The following is a 20,817-nucleotide window of genomic DNA, read 5'->3' on the forward strand; positions in this document are numbered from 1 at the left end:
TACAAGGTTGATAGGCTGCGTGTGTAAGTACCGTGAGGTATTCAGCTTGGCAGTACTAATAGGTCGAGGGCTTGACCATGAACTTTGGTTCAAGCAAATCTGCTTCTTTATTCAGTTTTGAGGGTGCAAATCCCTTTTATATACAGCTTACCCAATAGGGTAGGCTGTTTTTTTGTATGAATAATACATAAAAAATAAAACATTAAATTATCTGCGTAAAATGCACCACGAATGTGAAATACTATTTGTGGTGCATTTTTATTATTTTATATTATTGAAATCACATTAATTTTAATACTTAAGGCTGATTACTTACATAAATTGTATATCAAGTACAAAGTTTACCAGAAAAAGCCCTTTTTATACCAGATATAACAAATTTAAAATAAATTATGTTATAATTAACATCTAACTGAAAATATGAGGTTAGTGTATAAAAATTCATTATAAGAGAGGTAGAAGAATGAAAAGAGGAAAGAGGTTATTAGCCATACTACTGGTATTAATACTTTCTGTTAGTACGGCTGGTTGCAGTAAATTTGCACAACAAAATCAAAGTTCATCAGACACAACAAGCAGTAAAAGAATAACTCCTGAAGATGTTAAGGAAAGAGTTATAAACCAAGCAACGGAGTACTTAAAGAAAAATTACCCTGATGATAATTTTACTTTTATTTCGGCAGCATCGCCTAACTGGGCTGATAATTACTACAAAGTTGGTTTTAAAACTGAAAAGTATAATAACCAACAAGTTATGGTTTATGGTAGCTCAAGTGATAAAAAAGATGAAGATGGCTTCACAATATATACTTATTCCGATGATTATTATAAATATTATATGAAGGATGATGCAGAAAAGTATTTTTATGATATTGCTAAAAAATTACTAGGCGATGAAATTATAGTAAAAGTAGGCTTTCCAAATGGAATAGGAACTACGAAAAAAGTAACCCATAATATGAAATTTTCTGAATATTTATCTTCAAAGATTAGTTTTGTAGATGTTTATTATTTTTATGATGAAATAAACTTGCAAAATATTGATAAATTCATAAGTTCAATAAAAGATAATTTTAAAATTTATTTTTGTTTTGGAAGAATTATAAATAAAAAAAATAATTACATAAAATCAAATTATTTATATGAGATAAATAAAAATGCTTCAGAGATTTATAAAAAAGAAAAATCATATATTTTAAGTGGCGATGGAACAATATCTTAAAAATTATAAAAGGAGTATAATTATGGAAAATCAAAAAATTTCAGAAACACAATTATTATTTTTAGACAATTTAATTTATTTAAACAATATAGATATGAATAATTTGTCTATTTATGAAATCATAAAAAAGGCCTTGGACGATTTGGATAATTGTACTGCAAACAATCCTTGCAATATGACTAAATTGCAATGGAAAGAATTATTGGAATCTTTTTTAAATAATGAGGTAAATAAGAATTTTTTAGATGATTATATAGCCCAGAATTACGAAACTAATGATTCTAATGAAAATGGTTTGCGTGCTTGTTGTTTTGTAAAGGAAAATAATGAAGAAATCGAAGATGTTGTTGCAGTATTTCGTGGAACTTCAGGCGGTAATGAGTGGAAAGATGATTTAATGATGGCAAATGCTGTTTCATCAGAAATAATGGATGATGCAGCAATTTACATAAAAAATCTTCCCAAAAAATATGGCAATAATATTACAGTAACAGGACATTCTAAAGGTGGCAATAAGGCACAATATGTTACTATTGTTACAGCTAGAATAGGAAGATGTGTATCCTTCGATGGACAGGGTTTTTCAAAAGAATTTCTTGAATTTTATTCCGCAAGAATAGAAGAGAGGAAATCAATAATAACATCTATTTCGGCAGAACATGATTTTGTTAATTCTTTGCTATTTCCTATAGCTGGAGACATAAAGTATATAAAAGCTGATTTTGATAAGGAGTTTGGTTTAAACCATTGCCCTAATAAAGTCTTTAATTCAAATGGAGAGCTTAATGAAGAAGTCGAACAGCCAGCTTTTCTTTCAAGATTAATTTCTTATTTAACAAAATATTCATCAGCAACAATATCTGATTCTACTTTAAACGCTATTTTAGAGATTATTTCAGAGTGTGTGGTTGTTCCGACTTTTGCCAATACAAAACCTGATTTTAATCAAGAAGTAATATTAGCTATTGCTTACCTTATACCAAGCTTGCGAGGAGCATTAGATCAATTTTGTGTTCAAGAGTTTGGTATGACAACCCAAGGAATTGAGTTAGCTGTTTCAGCAACAAATTCCCAATTTCTTATTATATTTTTAGCTGATATAGTAGTTTCTCCTAAATTTAACACTATATATAACATTATTGAACATAATGCTAATATTAATGACAATAATTTATTAAATAAAACGAAAGAAGAATTTTTTAATAAGGCATTATTTATTACAAAAATATTTGATGAAGATGTTGATTTAGAAGGTTTTCTCAAAGATGAACGAGCAAATTCTTTAATGATTCCTGGAATTGATAAGGAATTTATGCAAAAGGTACGAAATGCACAATTATATAAAAATAATGGTGAAATATCAAAATTAGCTGATTTTTATTATGAATTTCTTTCGCAGTATAGGAGTTTGATTGATGATATAGATTTTGTGAACAGTTTATCCTTTGGAGAAAGAACATGTCTGGAATCATTAAATAAACTTATTTCGGAAGTTATGTCACAAAATGATAAACTTATTTCATTTAATAAGAGAGCAGAGAATCTACTTAAAATTGATTTATTTAGAAAGGAAACTTATTTAAATACATTAAATATACTTTATTCTACTTCACAAAAAGATAGAGTTGATTTATTTAAAGATAAACTTGCTTATATATTATACCTTAAACAGGAAAAATTAGTTTCAGGTGATATAAAAGGTTCTGCTAATAATGCTGATAAAAGCATAACAACTGCTGAGAATATTGTATATGACCCACTGGTAATAGACCTTGGTAAATCAGGCTTTGAGCTTACCGGTATAGAAGACGGCGTACATTTCGATATGGATTTAAACGGCTTTGCTGAAAAGACAGGCTGGATAACAGGTGATGACGCTTTTCTTGCATTGGACTTAAATGGAGATGGTAAGATTAACAATAGCGGAGAACTTTTTGGTGATAGAACCCTTCTTTCAGATGGTACATATGCAAAATCTGGTTTTGAGGCACTGGCACAATATGATTATAATCTTGATGGACTGATTGATGCTCATGATGAGATATATAATAGACTTCTTATTTGGCAGGATAAAAATAAAGATGGTATTTCAACCCCTGATGAACTTATGACATTAAAAGAGGCGGGAATTACTTCAATAAACCTAAACTATACAGAAAAAATTTCTGATAAATTTAATGATTCGGTTCTTGCAAATATTTCGAGTGTTACTTTTGAAGATGGAACTGAAACAACTGTGGGGGAATTTAAATTTTCTTCAGACCGTATTGATACTAAGGATAACATTGAATTTAAGATAAGCGATGATATTCTTGCTCTGCCAAATGTGCGTTCAGTCGGAAGTGTTCATTCTCTGCATTATGCTATGGCTATGGATTCAACAGGTAAGCTTACAACCCTTGTTAAGAAATTTTTAAAATCTAAAAATTTAGACGAACGAGTTTCACTTATAGATGATATACTTTATAATCTTTGTGGAGTATCAGAGCTTGACCCTACAAGTAGAGGTCAATATATTGATGCAAGACAGCTTAATGTTATTGAAAAGATGATAGATAGAAACTTTTCAGGTCAATTTGGTGCAAATCCAAACCAACTTGCAGGTCCTATACTTCAAAAAACATATAAAAATCTTGCATCATCATATTATTCTGAAATGATTTATGGCGAGATTAAAAATTATTTAGAATTTATATCTATAGAAAATCTTCCTGATGGTAAAAAGCATTATGATTTGAGTTTGTTTAATTCATATGTATATTTCAAACTTAAAAGTGGTTCTGCCTCTGTTGTAACTCTTGCTGATTTAGGACGAGTTCTTCTTATTGAAGATAAAAATATGTTTATAGACTTTAAATCATATATATATTCTTTAAATATGCAATATGCTCAAACTATAGAAAAATATTGTGGTGGTATAGTTGGTACAAATTCAAATGATAGTCTCTCTCTTTCTACTGAAGGAGTTTTGGTTGGTGGCGCAGGAAAAGATACATTAAATGGTTCTTCTGAAGATGATATGCTTCTTGGTGGCTTAGGAGATGATAGCTTATCTGGAAATGGCGGCAACGATATATTAGATGGTGGAGAGGGAAATGATTATCTCGGTGGTGGAAGTGGAGATGATACATATATCTTCGGCAAGGGTTATGGTATAGATACAATCTATGATAACAGTGGATTGAATGTAATCAAGTTCATAGATAATGTAAATCCCAAAGATCTATCTTTGAAAAAGAATAGCTATAACCTTGAAATAAGTATAAATGGAACAGAAGATAAGCTGATTATTCAGAATTACTTCTATAGAGATGATTATTCTAATTTCAAATATGTCTTTGCTGATGGAACAAACTGGGTTAAAGATGATATCACAGCTATATTAAAAGTAGTTCGTGGCACTGATGCAAACGATAATCTTGGAACAGTATATGAAAGTTCAGAGTTATATGGATATGGTGGTAATGACACTATCAATGGTTCAAGTGGCAAAGATATATTAGATGGTGGAGCAGGAAACGATTCTCTCCGTGGTGAAAGTGGAGATGATACATATATCTTTGGCAAGGGTTATGGTATAGATACAATCTATGATAACAGTGGATTGAATGTAATCAAGTTCTCAGATAATGTAAATCCTAAAGACCTATCTTTGAAAAAGAATAGCTATAACCTTGAAATAAGCATAAATGGAACAGAAGATAAGCTGATTATTCAGAATTACTTCTATAGAGATGATTATTCTAATTTCAAATATGTCTTTGCTGATGGAACAAACTGGGTTAAAGATGATATCACAGCTATGCTAAAAGTAGTTCGTGGCACTGATGCAAACGATAATCTTGGAACAGTATATGAAAGTTCAGAGTTATATGGATATGGTGGTAATGACACTATCAATGGTTCAAGTGGCAACGATATATTAGATGGTGGAGCAGGAAACGATTATCTCCGTGGTGAAAGTGGAGATGATACATATATCTTTGGCAAGGGTTATGGTATAGATACAATCTATGATAACAGTGGATTGAATGTAATCAAGTTCACAGATAATGTAAATCCCAAAGACCTATCTTTGAAAAAGAATAGCTATAACCTTGAGATAAGCATAAATGGAACAGAAGATAAATTGATTATTAAGAATTACTTCTATAGAGATGATTATTCTAATTTCAAATATGTCTTTGCTGATGGAACAAAATGGATAAAAGATGATATTACAGCTATATTAAAAGTAGTTCGTGGCACTGATGCAAACGATAATCTTGGAACAGTATATGAAAGTTCAGAGTTATATGGATATGGTGGTAATGACACTATCGATGGTTCNGGAACAAAATGGATAAAAGATGATATTACAGCTATATTAAAAGTAGTTCGTGGCACTGATGCAAACGATAATCTTGGAACAGTATATGAAAGTTCAGAGTTATATGGATATGGTGGTAATGACACTATCGATGGTTCAAGTGGCAATGATATATTAGATGGTGGAGCAGGAAACGATTATCTCCGTGGTGGAAGTGGAGATGATACATATATCTTTGGCAAGGGTTATGGTATAGATACAATCTATGATAACAGTGGATTGAATGTAATCAAGTTCACAGATAATGTAAATCCCAAAGACCTATCTTTGAAAAAGAATAGCTATAACCTTGAAATAAGTATAAATGGAACAGAAGATAAATTGATTATTCAGGATTACTTCTATAGAGATGATTATTCTAATTTCAAATATATTTTTGCTGATGGAACAGTTGCAAAAATTAATAAATCTAATTTTTCGTTTGATAGTTTGGAAATAGATAATAACTATACATTTTCTTCTGGAGATGGTATTGTTAATATTTCTGATTCTGCTGGAAATGATACCTTGCAGATAAATACTGATATCTTGAATCTTGTATTTTCAAGAAATGAGGATAATCTTGATATAATTATGAATGAAACTAATGATGTATTTACAATAAATGATTGGTTTAAGGGCGAAAATAATCAAATAGAAAATATCATTAGTAATGATGGATATGCACTTAGAAATAACCAAGTTCAACTCCTTATTGAAAATATGTCAGTTTATACATCAGAAAATAATATTTCTTGGAGTGAATCTATAGAGAAAGATTCTATAGGAACAAGAAATGTATTAGAACAGATATGGGTTAAAGCAAATTAATAATATTTGAGATTAGACCAAATATAAGGTGTATTTTAGCTCTTTATATTTGGTCTTTATTTTATAGTAGAGAGGAAAATTATTATATAATGAATGATAAATTAGATAGTGGATTAGGTTGTTTAATAATATTGATGAGATTTTTGAATTTAAAGATATCTCAACAAGAGATAGAGCACATAATGCTTAATCAAAAATCTCAATTAAGTGACCTTGATATTATAAGCATAGCGAAGTCATTTAAATTAAAAGCAAAACTTCGCAAAATGAGCATAGAAGATTTAGCAAAATTAAAAGTACCTGTAATGGTTAAGGATAAAAATGATAATTATTTTATTGTTGCAAAAATTTTAAATGATAAAGTTATGATTTTATATCCTGATAAACAAAATCCTGAAATGATGGATTTGAATATATTCAAAGAATTTTGGAGTGGAACAACCATATTACTGAAAAAAAGAGAATTTATAGATTCTGAAACAAAATTTGGCTTTAAATGGTTTATTCCAACAATCCTTAAGTTTAAAAAGCAATTTATTCAAGTGTTTATTGCAGTTTTTACAATACAAATTTTAGGAATTCTTACTCCGATAATGACACAAGTTGTTATTGATAAAGTCTTAGTCAATAATAGTATGTCTACATTGTGGTCTATTGCTATTGGAATTATAATAGTTTATATTTATGAATTGGTACTTGGAATAGCAAAAAATTATGTTTTTACTCATACAACAAATAGAATTGATGTAATTCTAAATTATAAGTTATTTAAACATTTGTTTGCACTTCCTTTAAAATACTTTGAATCCAGGCGTGTGGGTGAAACAGTGGCAAGAGTTAGAGAATTAGATAATATTAGAAATTTTTTAACAGGTACACCATTATCTTCAATAATAGATTTTCTTTTTATTATTGTATATATAGTTATCCTTTTTATATATAATGTATCTCTTGCACTTATTGTAGTAGCTTCGATTCCTGTTTTTGCAATTCTTTCTGCAATTATTACACCAATATTTAAAAAAAGATTAGATGAAAAATTTAATGCAGGTGCTGAATCTCAATCATTCTTAGTTGAATCTATTAATGGTGTTCAAACCGTTAAATCTTTTGCATTAGAAGAAAATTTTGAAAAAAAGTGGGGAGATATACAATCAGAATATGTTAAGGCAGGATATAAAACATCCATGGTTTCTGCTAATTCTAATAGTATAGCCCAATTTATACAAAAAATGTTTGAGTTACTTATTCTTGTTTTCGGGGCTGTAGCTGTGATGAATGGAGCATTAACTGTTGGTGCATTGGTAGCATTTAGAATGCTTTCGGGAAGAGTAACCGGACCTGTTCTAAGATTGGTTCAGCTTTGGCAGGAATATCAGCAAGCCTCAATGTCTGTAAAGCGTATAGGTGATATATTTAATTCTCCTACAGAACCGATTTCTAATAATAATCTTTCTAATCTTCCATCAATTAAAGGAAAAATATCATTTGATAAAGTAAGATTCAGATATAAAATGGATAATCCAGAAGTTATAAAGGGAGTTACATTTAATATAGTTGAGGGAAGTATAATAGGTATAGTTGGTCGAAGTGGGTCAGGAAAAAGTACAATTTCTAAGTTAATACAAAGATTATATATTCCAGAAAGTGGAAAAATCAGTATAGATAATATTGATATTTCATTGGTAAATCCATTGTGGTTGAGAACACAGATAGGTGTAGTATTGCAGGAAAATTATATGTTTTCTGGAACTGTAAGTGAAAATATTGCTATACATATGCCGTCAGCTTCAGCGGAACAAATTATACAAGCAGCTATAACAGCGGGTGCACATGAATTTATTACAGAACTTCCTAATGGATATGATACTGTAATTGGAGAAAAAGGCATAGGATTATCAGGTGGTCAAAAACAAAGGATTGCTATTGCCAGAGCTATTATAGCTAATCCTCGTATTTTGATTTTTGACGAGGCAACTTCTGCACTTGATTATGAATCCGAAAGTATTATCCAAAAAAATTTAAAAGATATTTGTAAAGGAAGAACAGTTTTAATTATTGCACATAGGCTTTCAACCTTGAAAATTGCTCAAAAAATTATGGTTATAGATAAAGGCGAATTGGTTGAGTATGATACACATGAAAATTTACTTGCAAAAGATGGTTTATATTCATATTTATATCATAAACAACAGATGGGAGAATAGTAAATGAAAGATAAAATCTCGGATTATATTTTAAAATATAGCCAACATAAAAACAGTGAGTTAAAATATGATTTTATGCCTAATATTCTTGAAATAATTGAACGACCCGCACATAAAGCCGGTAAGATTATTATATACTCAATCTTTTCATTGCTTATTGTTACAATTATTTGGTCTTGCATAGCGAAAACAGATGTTGTTGTTACTGCAAAAGGTCAGGTGATTCCAGAAGGAAACATAGTAATAGTTAAATCTTATCTTTCTGGAAATATTAAAAAGATATATGTAAAAAATGGTCAAAGTGTGAAAAAGGGAGATATTTTGATTGAGCTTGATACTGAATCTGAAACAGATATTACTTTTATAAAAGAGCAAATAAGTGTCATTGAAGCTGAAATAGATGTTTATTCAAAACTAATTGATAAAATAGATATATCCAATATTTCTTTAAAAAATTATAATGAAAATTGTAAAAGTAATCTCGAAATTATTATAGAAAAAGAAAATAGTTATTCTTTATCTAAAAAATCACTTGAATTGTCAAAAGAATCCGCTAAATTGGAATATGATAACGCAGTGGCAACAAAGGAAAGTTATAAAAATAGTTCAGAACTTCTTAAAGCCCAAGAACAGATAGTACAACAGAAAAAACTTCAATTAGAAAATGCTGAATTAAAAATCCAGAATCTGGATATAGAGCATAAACAAGAAATAAATAATATTTATTCTGAAAAAAAGAGTGAATTATCAAATTTAAATACAAAGCTTAAACAATATCAGAAATCAGAAAAATATACCCATATTACCGCACCAGCCGATGGTTATATAAGTAATTTAGCTGTAAATTCTATAGGGGATATAGTTAATTCATATCAAGAATTGATGTCGATTGTTCCAAATGATGTACCATTACAAATGGAATGTTATATACAAAATAAAGATATAGCAGATATAAATATTGGTGATACAGTTCAAATAAAACTTGATGCATATTCATATTCTGATTATGGAACTGTATCTGGAAAGATTATATATATAAGTCCAAATTCAGATGTTGTAGATAACATAGGTAATGTATATCGTGTTATAACTGACATAGAAAATGATAATAAGAATATAAAAATTATTTCTGGATTATCTGGTAATTTAGAAATTAAAACTGGGCAGAGAAGTATTATTTCATATTTTTTAGAGCCTATTTTGAATGGATTTAATGGAAGTTTAAAGGAAAAATAATATATCAATAATTAAAAAACAATTAAGAACATATACCTCGCTCTTAATATCAAGCTAAGTAAAATATTAAACTTTTAAATGCCGAAAAAACATTTTCACCTAAAAACATATAGCGGTATGTATAGAGATAAAGTCCGTAGCACTTTTGAGGTGTTACGGACAATTTTTTAAGCAATAGTAGAAAAAATTCAGTATTTCAATTATTCTCAGAAAATGAAAAGACCATTAATCGTGATGATTAATGGCTTTTGTTGGTTGCGGGAGCCGGATTTGAACCAACGACCTTCGGGTTATGAGCCCGACGAGCTACCAAACTGCTCCATCCCGCGATATACTATTTTTGAGAGCTTTATTATTATAACTCATTAACAATGAAATGTCAATAGTTTTTAAAAGATTTTTTAGAAAATATTAAATCTTGCTTTAGCGTACTTAATAACAGTATATGCGTAAAAACTAGAACTATTCTGAATAATTTTTAAAAAGTTGAACAGAATATAAGGGCAAAGACGCTTTTTTAGAATAATATATAAAAAAATTACTGCAAAATATAAAATTCTCGAAAAGTAGAAAATAAATTTAAGAAAATTTTGTTAAATTTTAAACAAACACTTGTATTTTTTCTCAAAATGCTATAAAATAAAAGCAGTAAAAACTTAGGAGGTATAATTACAATGTCAGTTAAAGTTGCTATTAATGGTTTCGGCCGTATCGGTCGTCTTGCTTTCCGCCAGATGTTTGGTGCAGAGGGTTATGAAGTTGTTGCTATCAACGACCTCACAAAGCCTTCTATGCTTGCAGATCTTCTCAAGTATGATACAGCACAAGGTGGCTACTGCGGTAAGATTGGTCAAAATCTCCACACAGTAGAGGCTGATGACGAGGCTAACACAATCACAGTTGACGGCAAGACTCTTACAATCTATGCTAAGGCTAACGCTGCTGAGCTCCCATGGGGCGAAATCGGTGTAGATGTTGTTCTCGAGTGCACAGGCTTCTATTGCTCTAAGGCAAAGTCACAGGCTCATATCGATGCTGGTGCTAAGAAGGTTGTTATCTCTGCTCCTGCAGGCAGTGACCTTAAGACAATCGTTTATAGCGTAAACGAGAATACTCTTACAGCTGATGATACAATCATTTCTGCTGCTTCTTGCACAACAAACTGCCTCGCTCCTATGGCTAAGGCTCTTAATGACTATGCTCCAATTCAGAGCGGTATTATGTCAACAATCCACGCTTATACAGGCGACCAGATGATTCTTGACGGTCCACATAGAAAGGGCGACCTCAGAAGAGCAAGAGCAGGTGCTGCTAATATCGTTCCTAACTCAACAGGTGCTGCTAAGGCTATCGGTCTTGTTATCCCTGAGCTCAACGGCAAGCTCATCGGTTCTGCACAGCGTGTTCCTGTACCAACAGGTTCTACAACTATCCTTACAGCTGTTGTTAAGGGCGCTGATGTTACAGTTGATGGCATCAATGCTGCTATGAAGGCTGCTACTTCTGAGTCTTTCGGCTACAACACAGACCCAATCGTATCTTCTGATGTTATCGGTATGAGATATGGTTCACTCTTCGATGCTACACAAACAATGGTATCTAAGATTGCTGATGACCTCTATGAGGTACAGGTTGTTTCTTGGTATGATAACGAGAACAGCTACACAAGCCAGATGGTAAGAACAATTAAGTATTTCGCAGAGCTTGCTTAATCTTAAAACTGTTTAAACTAAACTGATTTATAGGAAGCACTTCGTCACTATGGCGAGGTGCTTCTTTTTGTTTATAAAAAAGGGAGTGGCTGAAACCACTCCTTTATTTATTAATCTTTATTATCGAAAGGAATTTGTGCATTAGCAGAACGCACTTCATATTTTGAGATGTTTGGCATTAATAACAAAAACGAGCAACCCACATTAATTGAGTTGCTCGTTTTTTGGTGCGGGTAACCGGACTTGAACCGGTACGGAGTATTAGTCCGAGGGATTTTAAGTCCCTTGCGTCTGCCAATTTCGCCATACCCGCAAAAATATATGTAAGATTTAACTTTTAAATTATAACATAACTTTTTTCAATTTTCAAGCGTTGTAAGAAAAAAATTATTATTGTTATAAAATTTATTCGGTGGCGAGCCGCCACTGCCAAGACGCGGAATCGCTCGGCAAGCCTCGCTCGCAGTTGATTAGAGAAATATATTGCCACGGTCGAAGAAATTGCCAATGGGCGGACTTTATTCGCCCCTACGATAAAGCTTCTCTAAGATGCTCAAAGTTTAGGTCGAGCCTTTTTAAAGGCTCGTAGGTCAAGGGCAACGCCCTTGTCGCTCTCCGCAGAGAGCGAAATACCTTTGGGCGAAGCCCAACATTCTTTACTTCTAAAAGCGGTGGACTTTGTCCACCGCTTAATTTTCTTTTGTTAGCAACATTAGTACCTAAGGGCGGACTTTGTCCGCCCTTTTAAGGTAAGAGATGTTAAGGGCTTCGCCCTTAAAACCCACCAAAGGCTCTGCCTTTGGAAACTGTGAGCCTTTGAAAAGGCTCAAGCGAAACTTTTAACTATCTAAAATAAGTACATTAGCTGAGCGTAGGGGCGAACTGTGTTCGCCCGTTCGGTAGTTCATTGGAAATTTCTTCGACCGCAGCAATAATCTTCATTTATCAACACCGAGCGAGACTTGTCGAGCGATTCTGCGTCTTGAGAGCGGCGGCTCGCCGCCTTAGGTGAGCTTGTCAACAAAAAAACGGCGACTGCTATTGCAATCACCGTTTATGATAGGTTGAATATTTAGATTTATAGAACCTTAGATAAGAAATCTTTAAGTCTTTGGTTCTGCGGATTTCCGAATAGTTCCTTAGGATTGTTTTCTTCTTGAATTATTCCATCATTGATGAACATAACTCTATTTGCAACCTCTCTTGCAAAACCCATTTCGTGAGTAACTATAACCATTGTCATACCTGATTCTGCAAGGTCTTTCATAAGAGCAAGAACTTCTCCGACCATTTCAGGGTCGAGTGCTGATGTAGGCTCATCAAAGAGCATTACATCAGGATTCATTGCTAAAGCTCTTATAATAGCGATTCTCTGTTTCTGACCGCCAGAAAGCTGTGGTGAATATAAATCTGCCTTTTCAGAAAGACCGATTCTTGCGAGAAGCTCATCAGCTTTTGCTGAAGCCTCGTCCTTTGTCATCTTGCCAAGCTTGACAGGTGCAAGCATAATATTTTGCTTGATTGTCATATTAGGGAAAAGGTTGAACTGCTGGAATACCATACCAATTTTTTCACGCATTTTATTTATATCTACGGACTTATCGGTTATATCTGTGCCCTCAAATTTTATGACACCGCTTGTAGGTGTTTCAAGTAGATTAAGAGAGCGGAGAAAAGTAGATTTTCCACAGCCGGAGGGTCCTATAATAGCGATAACATCGCCCCTTGAGATAGTGGTGTTTATGCCTTTGAGAACATCGTGTTCACCGAAGCTTTTGCAAAGGTCCTTTACTTCTATAAGAACTTGATTTGTGCTTTTATCTTGCATTGTCATTTTTAAGCTTCCTTTCGAGTTTATTTACACCTACGGTTAAGATCATTACTATTACGAGGTAGATAAGTGCAACAGCGATAAGTGGTATGAATGCCTCGAAGGTCTGACTTCTGATAATATCGCCAGCCTTTGTGAGGTCTGTAAGTCCGATATAACCACTGATAGCTGTTTCCTTGAGAAGGCTGATACACTCATTGCAGAGTGCAGGAAGAATATTTTTGAAAGCCTGTGGAAGAATAATTGAAAGCATAGTCTGCTTATATGTAAGACCAAGACTGCGACCTGCCTCAAATTGTCCCTTATCTACTGAGTTTATGCCTGAACGGATAACCTCGGCAACATAAGCGGCTGAATTAAGACCGAAAGCGACAACAGCAACGAGAATCTTATCAATATTGACCGACGCAAAGATTACATAATAGATTATAAGGAGCTGAATCATTGCAGGAGTACCTCTTATAATGGTGAGGTATAGCTTACAGATGAAATTCAAAATTTTAAGCTTGTGGTTTTGGTCATGTATGGTTCTTACGATTGCGATAAGTGCACCAAGCACAATACCGATTATAATTGCAAAGAGTGTAATAAGAAGTGTGTTGCCAAGACCTGTGACGATATAGCTCCAACGGCTGCTATCGACAAAATTCTGTTGAAGTTTCTCGAAGAATGATATGCCGGCTGCACCTGATTCTGTATTTCTTACAACAATAACCTGTCTTGTTTCAGCATAGAAATTTGAGAAATCGACATTCTTTTTTCTATCCTCAGTAACAGACATACCAGCGGCACCAACATCTGCCTTACCAGATTGCACGGAGGTTATAATGGAATCAAATTCTATATCCTCAATTTTTAGTTCCATTCCAAGCTTATCGCATATAGCTCTCATCATATCCATATCAATACCGACGATTTTTCCGTCCTCATAGTATTCATATGGCTTGAACTGAGCATTTGTTGCAACAACTAAAGTACCGTTTTTGCGGTCAACATTTTTTTCATTATAAGGCTTAGTACCGATTTCTTTTGCAGAGCCAATATAATTTGTAACTATATCTGATAAAGTTCCGTCTGCCTGTAATTCATCTATGGCGTTATTGAGCTTATCGAGAAGCTCCTTGTTGCCTTTTTTTATGCAAAGAGCATATTGTTCCTTTGCAAATTCCTCATCGAGAATCTTAATATCAGAATTTTTCTCTGTAAAGGATTTTGCTGTCTGTTCATCAATTACAACACAATCGATTTTTTGCTGTTTAAGTGATTGAATAGCATCAGCGGCTTTATTATAGCGTTCAATCGTAGTGCCTTTTTCGTCACCCTCATATTCGGTGACATAGTCATCACCAGTTGTACCAAGCTGAACACCAACTTTTTTTCCTGGAATGTCCTTAGCACTTGTAATAGTGTTATCGTTTTGACTTGTGGTATCTGCCGCATTTGCTGTGCTGAGCATAAAACAGCTCAAAAGTGCTGTGACGGCAAGTAAAATGCAGATAAACCGCCAAGCCGTCTGATTTTTGTTTCTACTTTTTAACATAATAACTTCCTCCTTCAATATATAAAAAAACTATATCACATATTTTTGCTTTTTACAATGAATAAGCCGAAAATTAAGCAAAATAACTTCCTTAAGACAGTAAAAAGGCTCGTAGGACAAGGGCAACGCCCTTGTCGCTCTCCGCAGAGGGCGAAATACCTTTGGGCGAAGCCTAACATAAAATTCTCTTGTTAGCAACATTAGTTCCTAAGGGCGGACAAAGTCCGCCCTTTAAAGGCAAGAAATGTTAAGGGCGTTGCCCTTAAAACCCACCAAAGGCTCTGCCTTTGGAAACCGCAAGCTTTTGAAAAAGCTTGAGCAAAACTTTTAAGTGTTTTAGAAAAGTGAATTAGTTAATCGGTAGTTTCTTCGACCGTGTTAACTATCTTCTTTAACTTCACTACGAGCGAGGCAAAGCCGAGCGATTCCGCGTCTTGTCCTGTGCGGTCACGCACCGCGTCTTGGGAGCGGCGGCTCGCCGCCTCGAGCGAAACTTTTAATTGTCTAAGATTAGTGCGTTAGCTAAGCGGTAGTTTCTTTTTTTGTGTTTTGATAACGCCGTCTCGCCGTATTAAACTTACGAATATTAAGGAATTTCTTGCCTTAAAGGTAATATTGTTTTATAATAGCAATAGAATTAACGAATTATTGCTGAAAGGATAGATTATTTATGGAAAGAAAGGCTTCTGATTTTTTTGAATCTCTTAATGGCAAAACAGTTGCTCTCTGTGGTATCGGTGGAAGTAATTTGCCTCTTATAAAGATGTTTGCAAAATACGGTGCAAAGGTTCTCGCTTGTGATAAGAGAGAAAGAACTGCTCTCGGTGAAAATGCCGATAAAGCCGAAGAATATGGTGCAGAACTTCATCTTGGTGAAAATTATTTAAAAAATCTTGGAGCGGATATTATATTCAGAACCCCAGGTATGAAATATTATATGGACGAACTTGTAGAGGCAAGAAACAATGGTGTTGCTGTTACAAGCGAAATGGAAGTATTCTTTGATATATGCCCTTGCAAAATAATTGCAGTTACAGGAAGTGACGGTAAAACAACTACAACTACAATTATTTCCGAGCTTTTAAAGGCAAGTGGAAAGACTGTTCACCTCGGTGGAAACATCGGACACCCGCTCTTGCCTGATATAGAATCAATTTCTCCTGAGGATTATGCTGTTGTAGAGCTTTCAAGCTTTCAACTTATTTCTATGAGAAAAAGCCCTGATATAGCAGTTGTAACAAATCTCGCACCTAATCACCTTGATATTCACAAGGATATGCAGGAATATATTGACGCTAAGAAAAATATTGTTCTCCACCAGAACGCTTTTTCACGCACTGTTTTAAATCTTGATAACGAAATTTCAAATAGCTTTAGCGAATATGTTCGTGGCACGCTCTATAAATTCTCACGCAGAAATTCTGTAAGAAGTGGTGCTTATATGAAGTCTAACGGCGAAATAGTTATGAGCATAAATGGAGAAGAAACGCACATAATGAAATCTGAGGAGATTAAAATTCCTGGCTTGCATAATATAGAAAACTACCTTGCCGCAATAAGTGCAGTATGGGGCTTGGTTGATGTTGAAACTATCCGCAAGGTTGCTATGGAATTTGCGGGAGTTGAGCATCGTGCGGAATTAGTCAGAGAATTAGACGGCGTTCGTTGGTATAATGACGCTATCGGTACAAGTCCTACAAGAACCGTCAAGGGTACACTTTCACTTTATGACCGCAAGATTATCCTTATTGCCGGCGGATATGACAAGAAAATCCCATATGACGAGATGGGCGAGGTTGTGCCTAAGACAGTTAAGCTTTTAATTCTTATGGGAGCTACGGCAGATAAGATTGAGGAGGCTACAAGAAAAGCATCAACATATAGTGAGGGAAATCCTGAGATAATCAGAGTTAACAGCATGGAAGAAGCTGTTAAAATTGCAAGAGAGAGAGCCGAGAGCGGAGATATAGTTTCTATGTCACCCGCAAGTGCAAGCTTTGATATGTATAAGAACTTCGCCGAAAAGGGCTTACATTATAAAAGATTAGTAATGGAGCTTTAAGAAAGGTAAAAGAATATGAATAGGAAAAGAAAAAATATTATTGGCTTGAATGAAATATCTGAACTGAGAACATATACTTTGAATGGTTTTGAACAAAAGGTCTTGATAGAGGGCAGAAAAAAAACAAATCCAATAGTAATTTTTCTTCATGGCGGGCCGGGAAGTCCTATTCCATTTTGTGAAGGCTGCCGCGGAATGTTTCCCGAACTTACAGAGCGGTTTATAATGGTATATTGGGATCAGCTCGGCTGCGGAATAAACAACCGTATAATAGATGATACTTTTTCTATAGATTCATTCGTAAACATGACGATAGACCTTGTCAAACAGATAAAAGACGAGTTTAAACAAAATGAAATAAATTTATTTGGAGTTTCATGGGGAAGCATTCTTGCGGCAAGAACTGCTAAGGAAATACCTGAAATGATACATAATGTAATTGTATATGGACAGGTGTTAAAGCAACTGATATTTAATGATGAAATTTTCAAAGCATTATTTAATTCTAATATGCCTAAGAAAAACAAAGACAAACTTTCAGCTATGAATCAAGCCTCAGAACATACATCGGAAGATGGCAAGACAATTATGAAATGGGTCAATAAGTATACAGATGGTTATCAATCAAAAAGCGGTGGAAAAACTCCGATGGGAAAAATAATAGGCGGCTTGCTGACTAGTCCTGATTATTCGTTTAAGGATTTTAAAGCGATGGTAATAAACGGTTATATAAAAAATATATCATTGATGAAAGAACTGATTAAGATTGACCTTTCGGAAACACTGCAAAAAATAACTATTCCGTACTATATTTTACAGGGATATACAGACCTTGTTACTCCTACTAAAATAATTTCTGAATTTATTAAGAAATCTGAAAATAATAATTTACATTATATACCTGTAAATAACAGTAGTCATATTCCAAGTGCAGAGGGAATGAATATTATTATTGATAATATTTTTGAGCTTTTTTAAAATAAATTTTATCGGGCATTTTTATATGGCATTGATAGGAGGATTATATGGAAAACATAAAAGAAGTACTCACTAAGCTTTTGCTTGCTGACGGCGTTTCTGGCGATGAAGATTTCGCTTGTTCTATCGCCGCAACAATTTTAAGAGAATTTGGTGAGGTGACATATAGAGAAAACGGAAGTGTTATTCTCACAATGGGCGATAAATCAAGCGATAAGCATATTATGCTTGATGCACATATAGACAGAATAGGTCTTATCGTCACATATATTGACGACAGAGGCTTTATTAAAGCAACACCTTGCGGTGGTATGGATATGAGAACGCTTCCATCAAGTGCAGTAACTGTTCTTGGCAAGGAGAATATTACAGGTGTAGTATGTACATTCCCTCCGCATTTAATCAAGAATGACAGCGGAGATGCCATTACTAAGGATAAAATCTGGATTGATACTGGACTTCCTGCTGAAAAGGTAAAGAATCTTGTTGAGCTTGGTGATAGAATTATTGTCAGAAGTGAGCCTAAGGAATTGCTTAATAACAGAATTGCCTCGGCGGCTTTGGATAATCGTGCAGGCTGTACGGCTCTTGTTGAAACAGCAAGACTTCTTAAGGATAAAAAACTGCCTTGCAAGCTTTCAATCGTTCTAAGCTCACAGGAAGAAACAAGCGAGCTTGGTGCGAGAACAGCCGCATTTGCACTTGACCCGACAGAAGCGATTGTAGTTGATGTTGGCTTTGCAAAGCAGTCTGGAGTTCCTGAAGAATCAAGCGGAAAATTCGGTTGTGGTGGAATTATTAGTATAGCACCTGTACTTTCAAGAAAGGTTACAAATAAGCTGATTGAGATTTCAAAGAGCTTTGGTTTAGAGTGTGAATATGAGGTTGACGGCAGAACGACAGGCACAAATGCAGATGTAATCGCAGGAAGCAGAGGAGGAGTTCCTTGTGGAGTTCTTTCTATTCCTGAAAGATATATGCACACACAGGTTGAGGTTGTTTCACTTGAGGATATAGAAAGTGTTGCAAAGATTCTTGCAAAGTATATTGAGGACGGAGGTGCATTTTAATGAACATTGAGCTTTTAGAAAGATTATGCACAGCTTGCGGAGTTTCTGGAGATGAGGACGATATAAGAGATATTATCCTTGAAGAAATTAAGCCATATGCAGACGAACTAAAGGTTGATTCTCTCGGAAATATTCTTGCTTTCAAAAAGGGCAAGCAGAGAGCAAAATCTAAACTTCTTATCTCGGCACATATGGATGAGGTAGGCTTTATTGTTACTAATATTGAAAGCAACGGTACACTGAAATTTGCCGAGGTGGGCGGAATTGATAAAAAAGCCGCTTGCGGAAAGGCGGTTCTTATCGGCAAAAATAAATTGCCTGGTGTCATTGGTGCAGTTCCTGTTCATGTGCTTAAAGCTGATGAAAGAGCAAAAAATCCGTCAATAGACTCACTTTATATAGATATTGGTGCAGATACCAAGGAACAAGCCGAGAAGTGTGTTTCTCTTGGTGACTGCGTTTATTTTGATTCGGTTTTTGAGGCTGATGAACGCATAATCGGAAAGGCGATTGATGACAGAGCAGGCTGTATGGCTCTTATAGAATTGCTACAAAGCGAACTTGAGTATGACACATACTTTAGCTTTGTAGTACAAGAGGAAATAGGTCTGCGTGGGGCAAAGGGTGCGGCATTTACGCTTAATCCTGATACTGCGATTGTAGTTGAGGCTACAACAGCATCGGATATTCCTGATGTTTCGGGTGCTGATAAGGTATGCTCGGTCGGTTCGGGTGCGGTTGTTTCGTTTATGGACGGTGCAACTATGTATGACCGAACACTTTACAAGCTTATAATGGATAATGCAAAGCAAGCTGAAATCCCTGTTCAGACTAAAACGAAAATTGCAGGCGGAAACGATGCTGGTGCAATCCATCAATCAAGAGGCGGAGTGCGTACAGCGGCAATTTCAGTTCCTTGCAGATATTTGCACAGCTCAACCTCTCTTATAAGTCGAGATGACTTACAAGCCGTTTGTGATACTCTAAGACTTGCGGCAGAATTGGCGGCTGGAAATGATTTTACTTGTTGATGAAAGCAATCGTTCCATAGCTGAAAAATATCTTGCTAAGCCGAATCCCTTTGCTTGCCGAATACTTTCACAGCTTTTAGCCTATGGAACAGGTGAACGCTTTTTAGAACATTGGGTTCAGCTTGAGGATAATAAGCCGAGAGCGGTAATCTCCCGAATGGACGGAAACATTACAATTTTCTGCGAAAATGTAAATGATGAGCTTTTAGAGTTTATCGAAGCAGTGGGATATAACACAGTTTTTGCGGATAAGGAGCTTTTTCCTCAATACTGGAGCGGAGAAGTCTTGATGAAGTTTGTCAGAAAGCCTGAAACTGAAATTTCTGATAATATAGATTTTAACCCTACTATAAGGGAAATTTATTCCGTTCTTGAAAGATGTCGGGGAGAGGGCTTTGAAATTCCCAATTTTGATAGCTTTTATCCCGATATGTCGCATAGGGTAAGGCATAACTTGTCAAGAGTTCTTGCGTATAGGCTTGAGGGACAGGCTATTGCCTGCTGTATGACCTCGGCTGAAACGGATAATTGTGCAATTATAAGTGGAGTTGCGTGCTTGCCCGAATGTAGGGGCAAGGGATACGCAAGCAAGCTTGTTGCGAAAATTTCAGAAACTTTGGGTGATAGAGATATTTTTGTTTTTTGCAGAGAGGAATTAGTTGGCTTTTATAATAGTTTGGGCTTTATGTCTGAATGAATTTGAACTTAGGATTTGAACATTTCCTACCAAGAGGTAGAACGCAGTTCGC

The 20,817-nt window shown here is 34.5% G+C and carries 12 protein-coding genes, 2 tRNA genes, 1 rRNA gene and 1 pseudogene; 11 read left to right on the top strand and 5 right to left on the bottom strand.

Going from position 1 to position 20,817, the window contains the following annotated elements:
* The 5 genes from C9914_RS06805 to C9914_RS06825 all read left to right on the top strand — a co-directional run.
* Positions 1–79: ribosomal RNA gene (locus tag C9914_RS06805) — 23S ribosomal RNA — on the top strand; the annotation flags it as partial.
* Between the two features lie 384 nt (positions 80–463).
* Positions 464–1,222, top strand: coding sequence for a hypothetical protein (locus C9914_RS06810; RefSeq protein ID WP_106764327.1), 759 nt, complete (start codon positions 464–466; stop codon positions 1,220–1,222).
* Between the two features lie 175 nt (positions 1,223–1,397).
* On the top strand, positions 1,398–6,401 hold the full coding sequence (locus tag C9914_RS11910) for a calcium-binding protein (RefSeq protein ID WP_456238921.1): 5,004 nt from the start codon (positions 1,398–1,400) through the stop codon (positions 6,399–6,401).
* 89 nt (positions 6,402–6,490) lie between these two features.
* A complete protein-coding gene (locus C9914_RS06820) occupies positions 6,491–8,608 on the top strand; it encodes a type I secretion system permease/ATPase (RefSeq protein WP_106764331.1) in 2,118 nt (705 codons plus the stop codon).
* 3 nt (positions 8,609–8,611) lie between these two features.
* Entirely contained in the window at positions 8,612–9,844 is a 1,233-nt protein-coding gene (locus C9914_RS06825) for an HlyD family efflux transporter periplasmic adaptor subunit (RefSeq protein ID WP_106764332.1), read from the top strand.
* Between the two features lie 252 nt (positions 9,845–10,096).
* Here the strand turns inward: C9914_RS06825 and C9914_RS06830 are convergent.
* Positions 10,097–10,173 (bottom strand) — tRNA-Met (locus C9914_RS06830).
* A gap of 345 nt (positions 10,174–10,518) precedes the next feature.
* Here C9914_RS06830 and gap point away from each other — a divergent pair.
* On the top strand, positions 10,519–11,556 hold the full coding sequence (gap, locus tag C9914_RS06835) for a type I glyceraldehyde-3-phosphate dehydrogenase (protein WP_106764334.1): 1,038 nt from the start codon (positions 10,519–10,521) through the stop codon (positions 11,554–11,556).
* Between the two features lie 225 nt (positions 11,557–11,781).
* On the opposite strand, the gene C9914_RS06840 is transcribed toward gap, so the two are convergent.
* From C9914_RS06840 to C9914_RS12025, 4 genes and pseudogenes are all read right to left on the bottom strand, one after another.
* Positions 11,782–11,869 (bottom strand) — tRNA-Leu (locus tag C9914_RS06840).
* Positions 11,870–12,634: 765 nt separating this feature from the next.
* The gene (locus tag C9914_RS06845; RefSeq protein ID WP_408003190.1) at positions 12,635–13,390 is read right to left on the bottom strand and encodes an amino acid ABC transporter ATP-binding protein; all 756 of its coding nucleotides are present in this window, start codon (positions 13,388–13,390) and stop codon (positions 12,635–12,637) included.
* A complete protein-coding gene (locus C9914_RS06850; protein WP_408003191.1) occupies positions 13,374–14,444 on the bottom strand; it encodes an ABC transporter substrate-binding protein/permease in 1,071 nt (356 codons plus the stop codon). Before C9914_RS06850 ends, C9914_RS06845 begins: the two co-directional genes overlap by 17 nt.
* Positions 14,436–14,927 (bottom strand): annotated as a pseudogene (locus C9914_RS12025) (hypothetical protein); the annotation flags it as partial. The pseudogene C9914_RS12025 and the gene C9914_RS06850, both read right to left, overlap by 9 nt.
* Before the next feature lie 670 nt (positions 14,928–15,597).
* On the opposite strand from C9914_RS12025, the gene murD reads away from it, so the two are divergent.
* Genes murD through C9914_RS06875 form a run of 5 tightly spaced genes read left to right on the top strand, consistent with a single transcriptional unit; the run spans position 15,598 to position 20,765 of the window.
* Positions 15,598–16,989 (top strand): UDP-N-acetylmuramoyl-L-alanine--D-glutamate ligase, encoded by a 1,392-nt coding sequence (gene murD, locus C9914_RS06855; RefSeq protein ID WP_106764336.1) that lies wholly within the window; start codon positions 15,598–15,600, stop codon positions 16,987–16,989.
* A 15-nt stretch (positions 16,990–17,004) separates the two neighbouring features.
* Positions 17,005–17,967 carry an alpha/beta fold hydrolase gene (locus C9914_RS06860; RefSeq protein WP_106764337.1) on the top strand — a complete coding sequence of 321 codons (963 nt, stop codon included), beginning with the start codon at positions 17,005–17,007 and terminating at the stop codon, positions 17,965–17,967.
* A gap of 47 nt (positions 17,968–18,014) precedes the next feature.
* Positions 18,015–19,037 (top strand): M20/M25/M40 family metallo-hydrolase, encoded by a 1,023-nt coding sequence (locus C9914_RS06865; RefSeq protein ID WP_106764339.1) that lies wholly within the window; start codon positions 18,015–18,017, stop codon positions 19,035–19,037.
* Positions 19,037–20,068: a M42 family metallopeptidase gene (locus tag C9914_RS06870; RefSeq protein ID WP_022264484.1), complete on the top strand. Its 1,032-nt coding sequence runs from the start codon at positions 19,037–19,039 to the stop codon at positions 20,066–20,068. Before C9914_RS06865 ends, C9914_RS06870 begins: the two co-directional genes overlap by 1 nt.
* Positions 20,052–20,765 carry a GNAT family N-acetyltransferase gene (locus tag C9914_RS06875; protein ID WP_106764341.1) on the top strand — a complete coding sequence of 238 codons (714 nt, stop codon included), beginning with the start codon at positions 20,052–20,054 and terminating at the stop codon, positions 20,763–20,765. Before C9914_RS06870 ends, C9914_RS06875 begins: the two co-directional genes overlap by 17 nt.
* Positions 20,766–20,817: the final 52 nt, after the last annotated feature.

This window comes from Pseudoruminococcus massiliensis (assembly GCF_900291955.1).
GTDB lineage: Bacteria > Bacillota > Clostridia > Oscillospirales > Acutalibacteraceae > Pseudoruminococcus > Pseudoruminococcus massiliensis.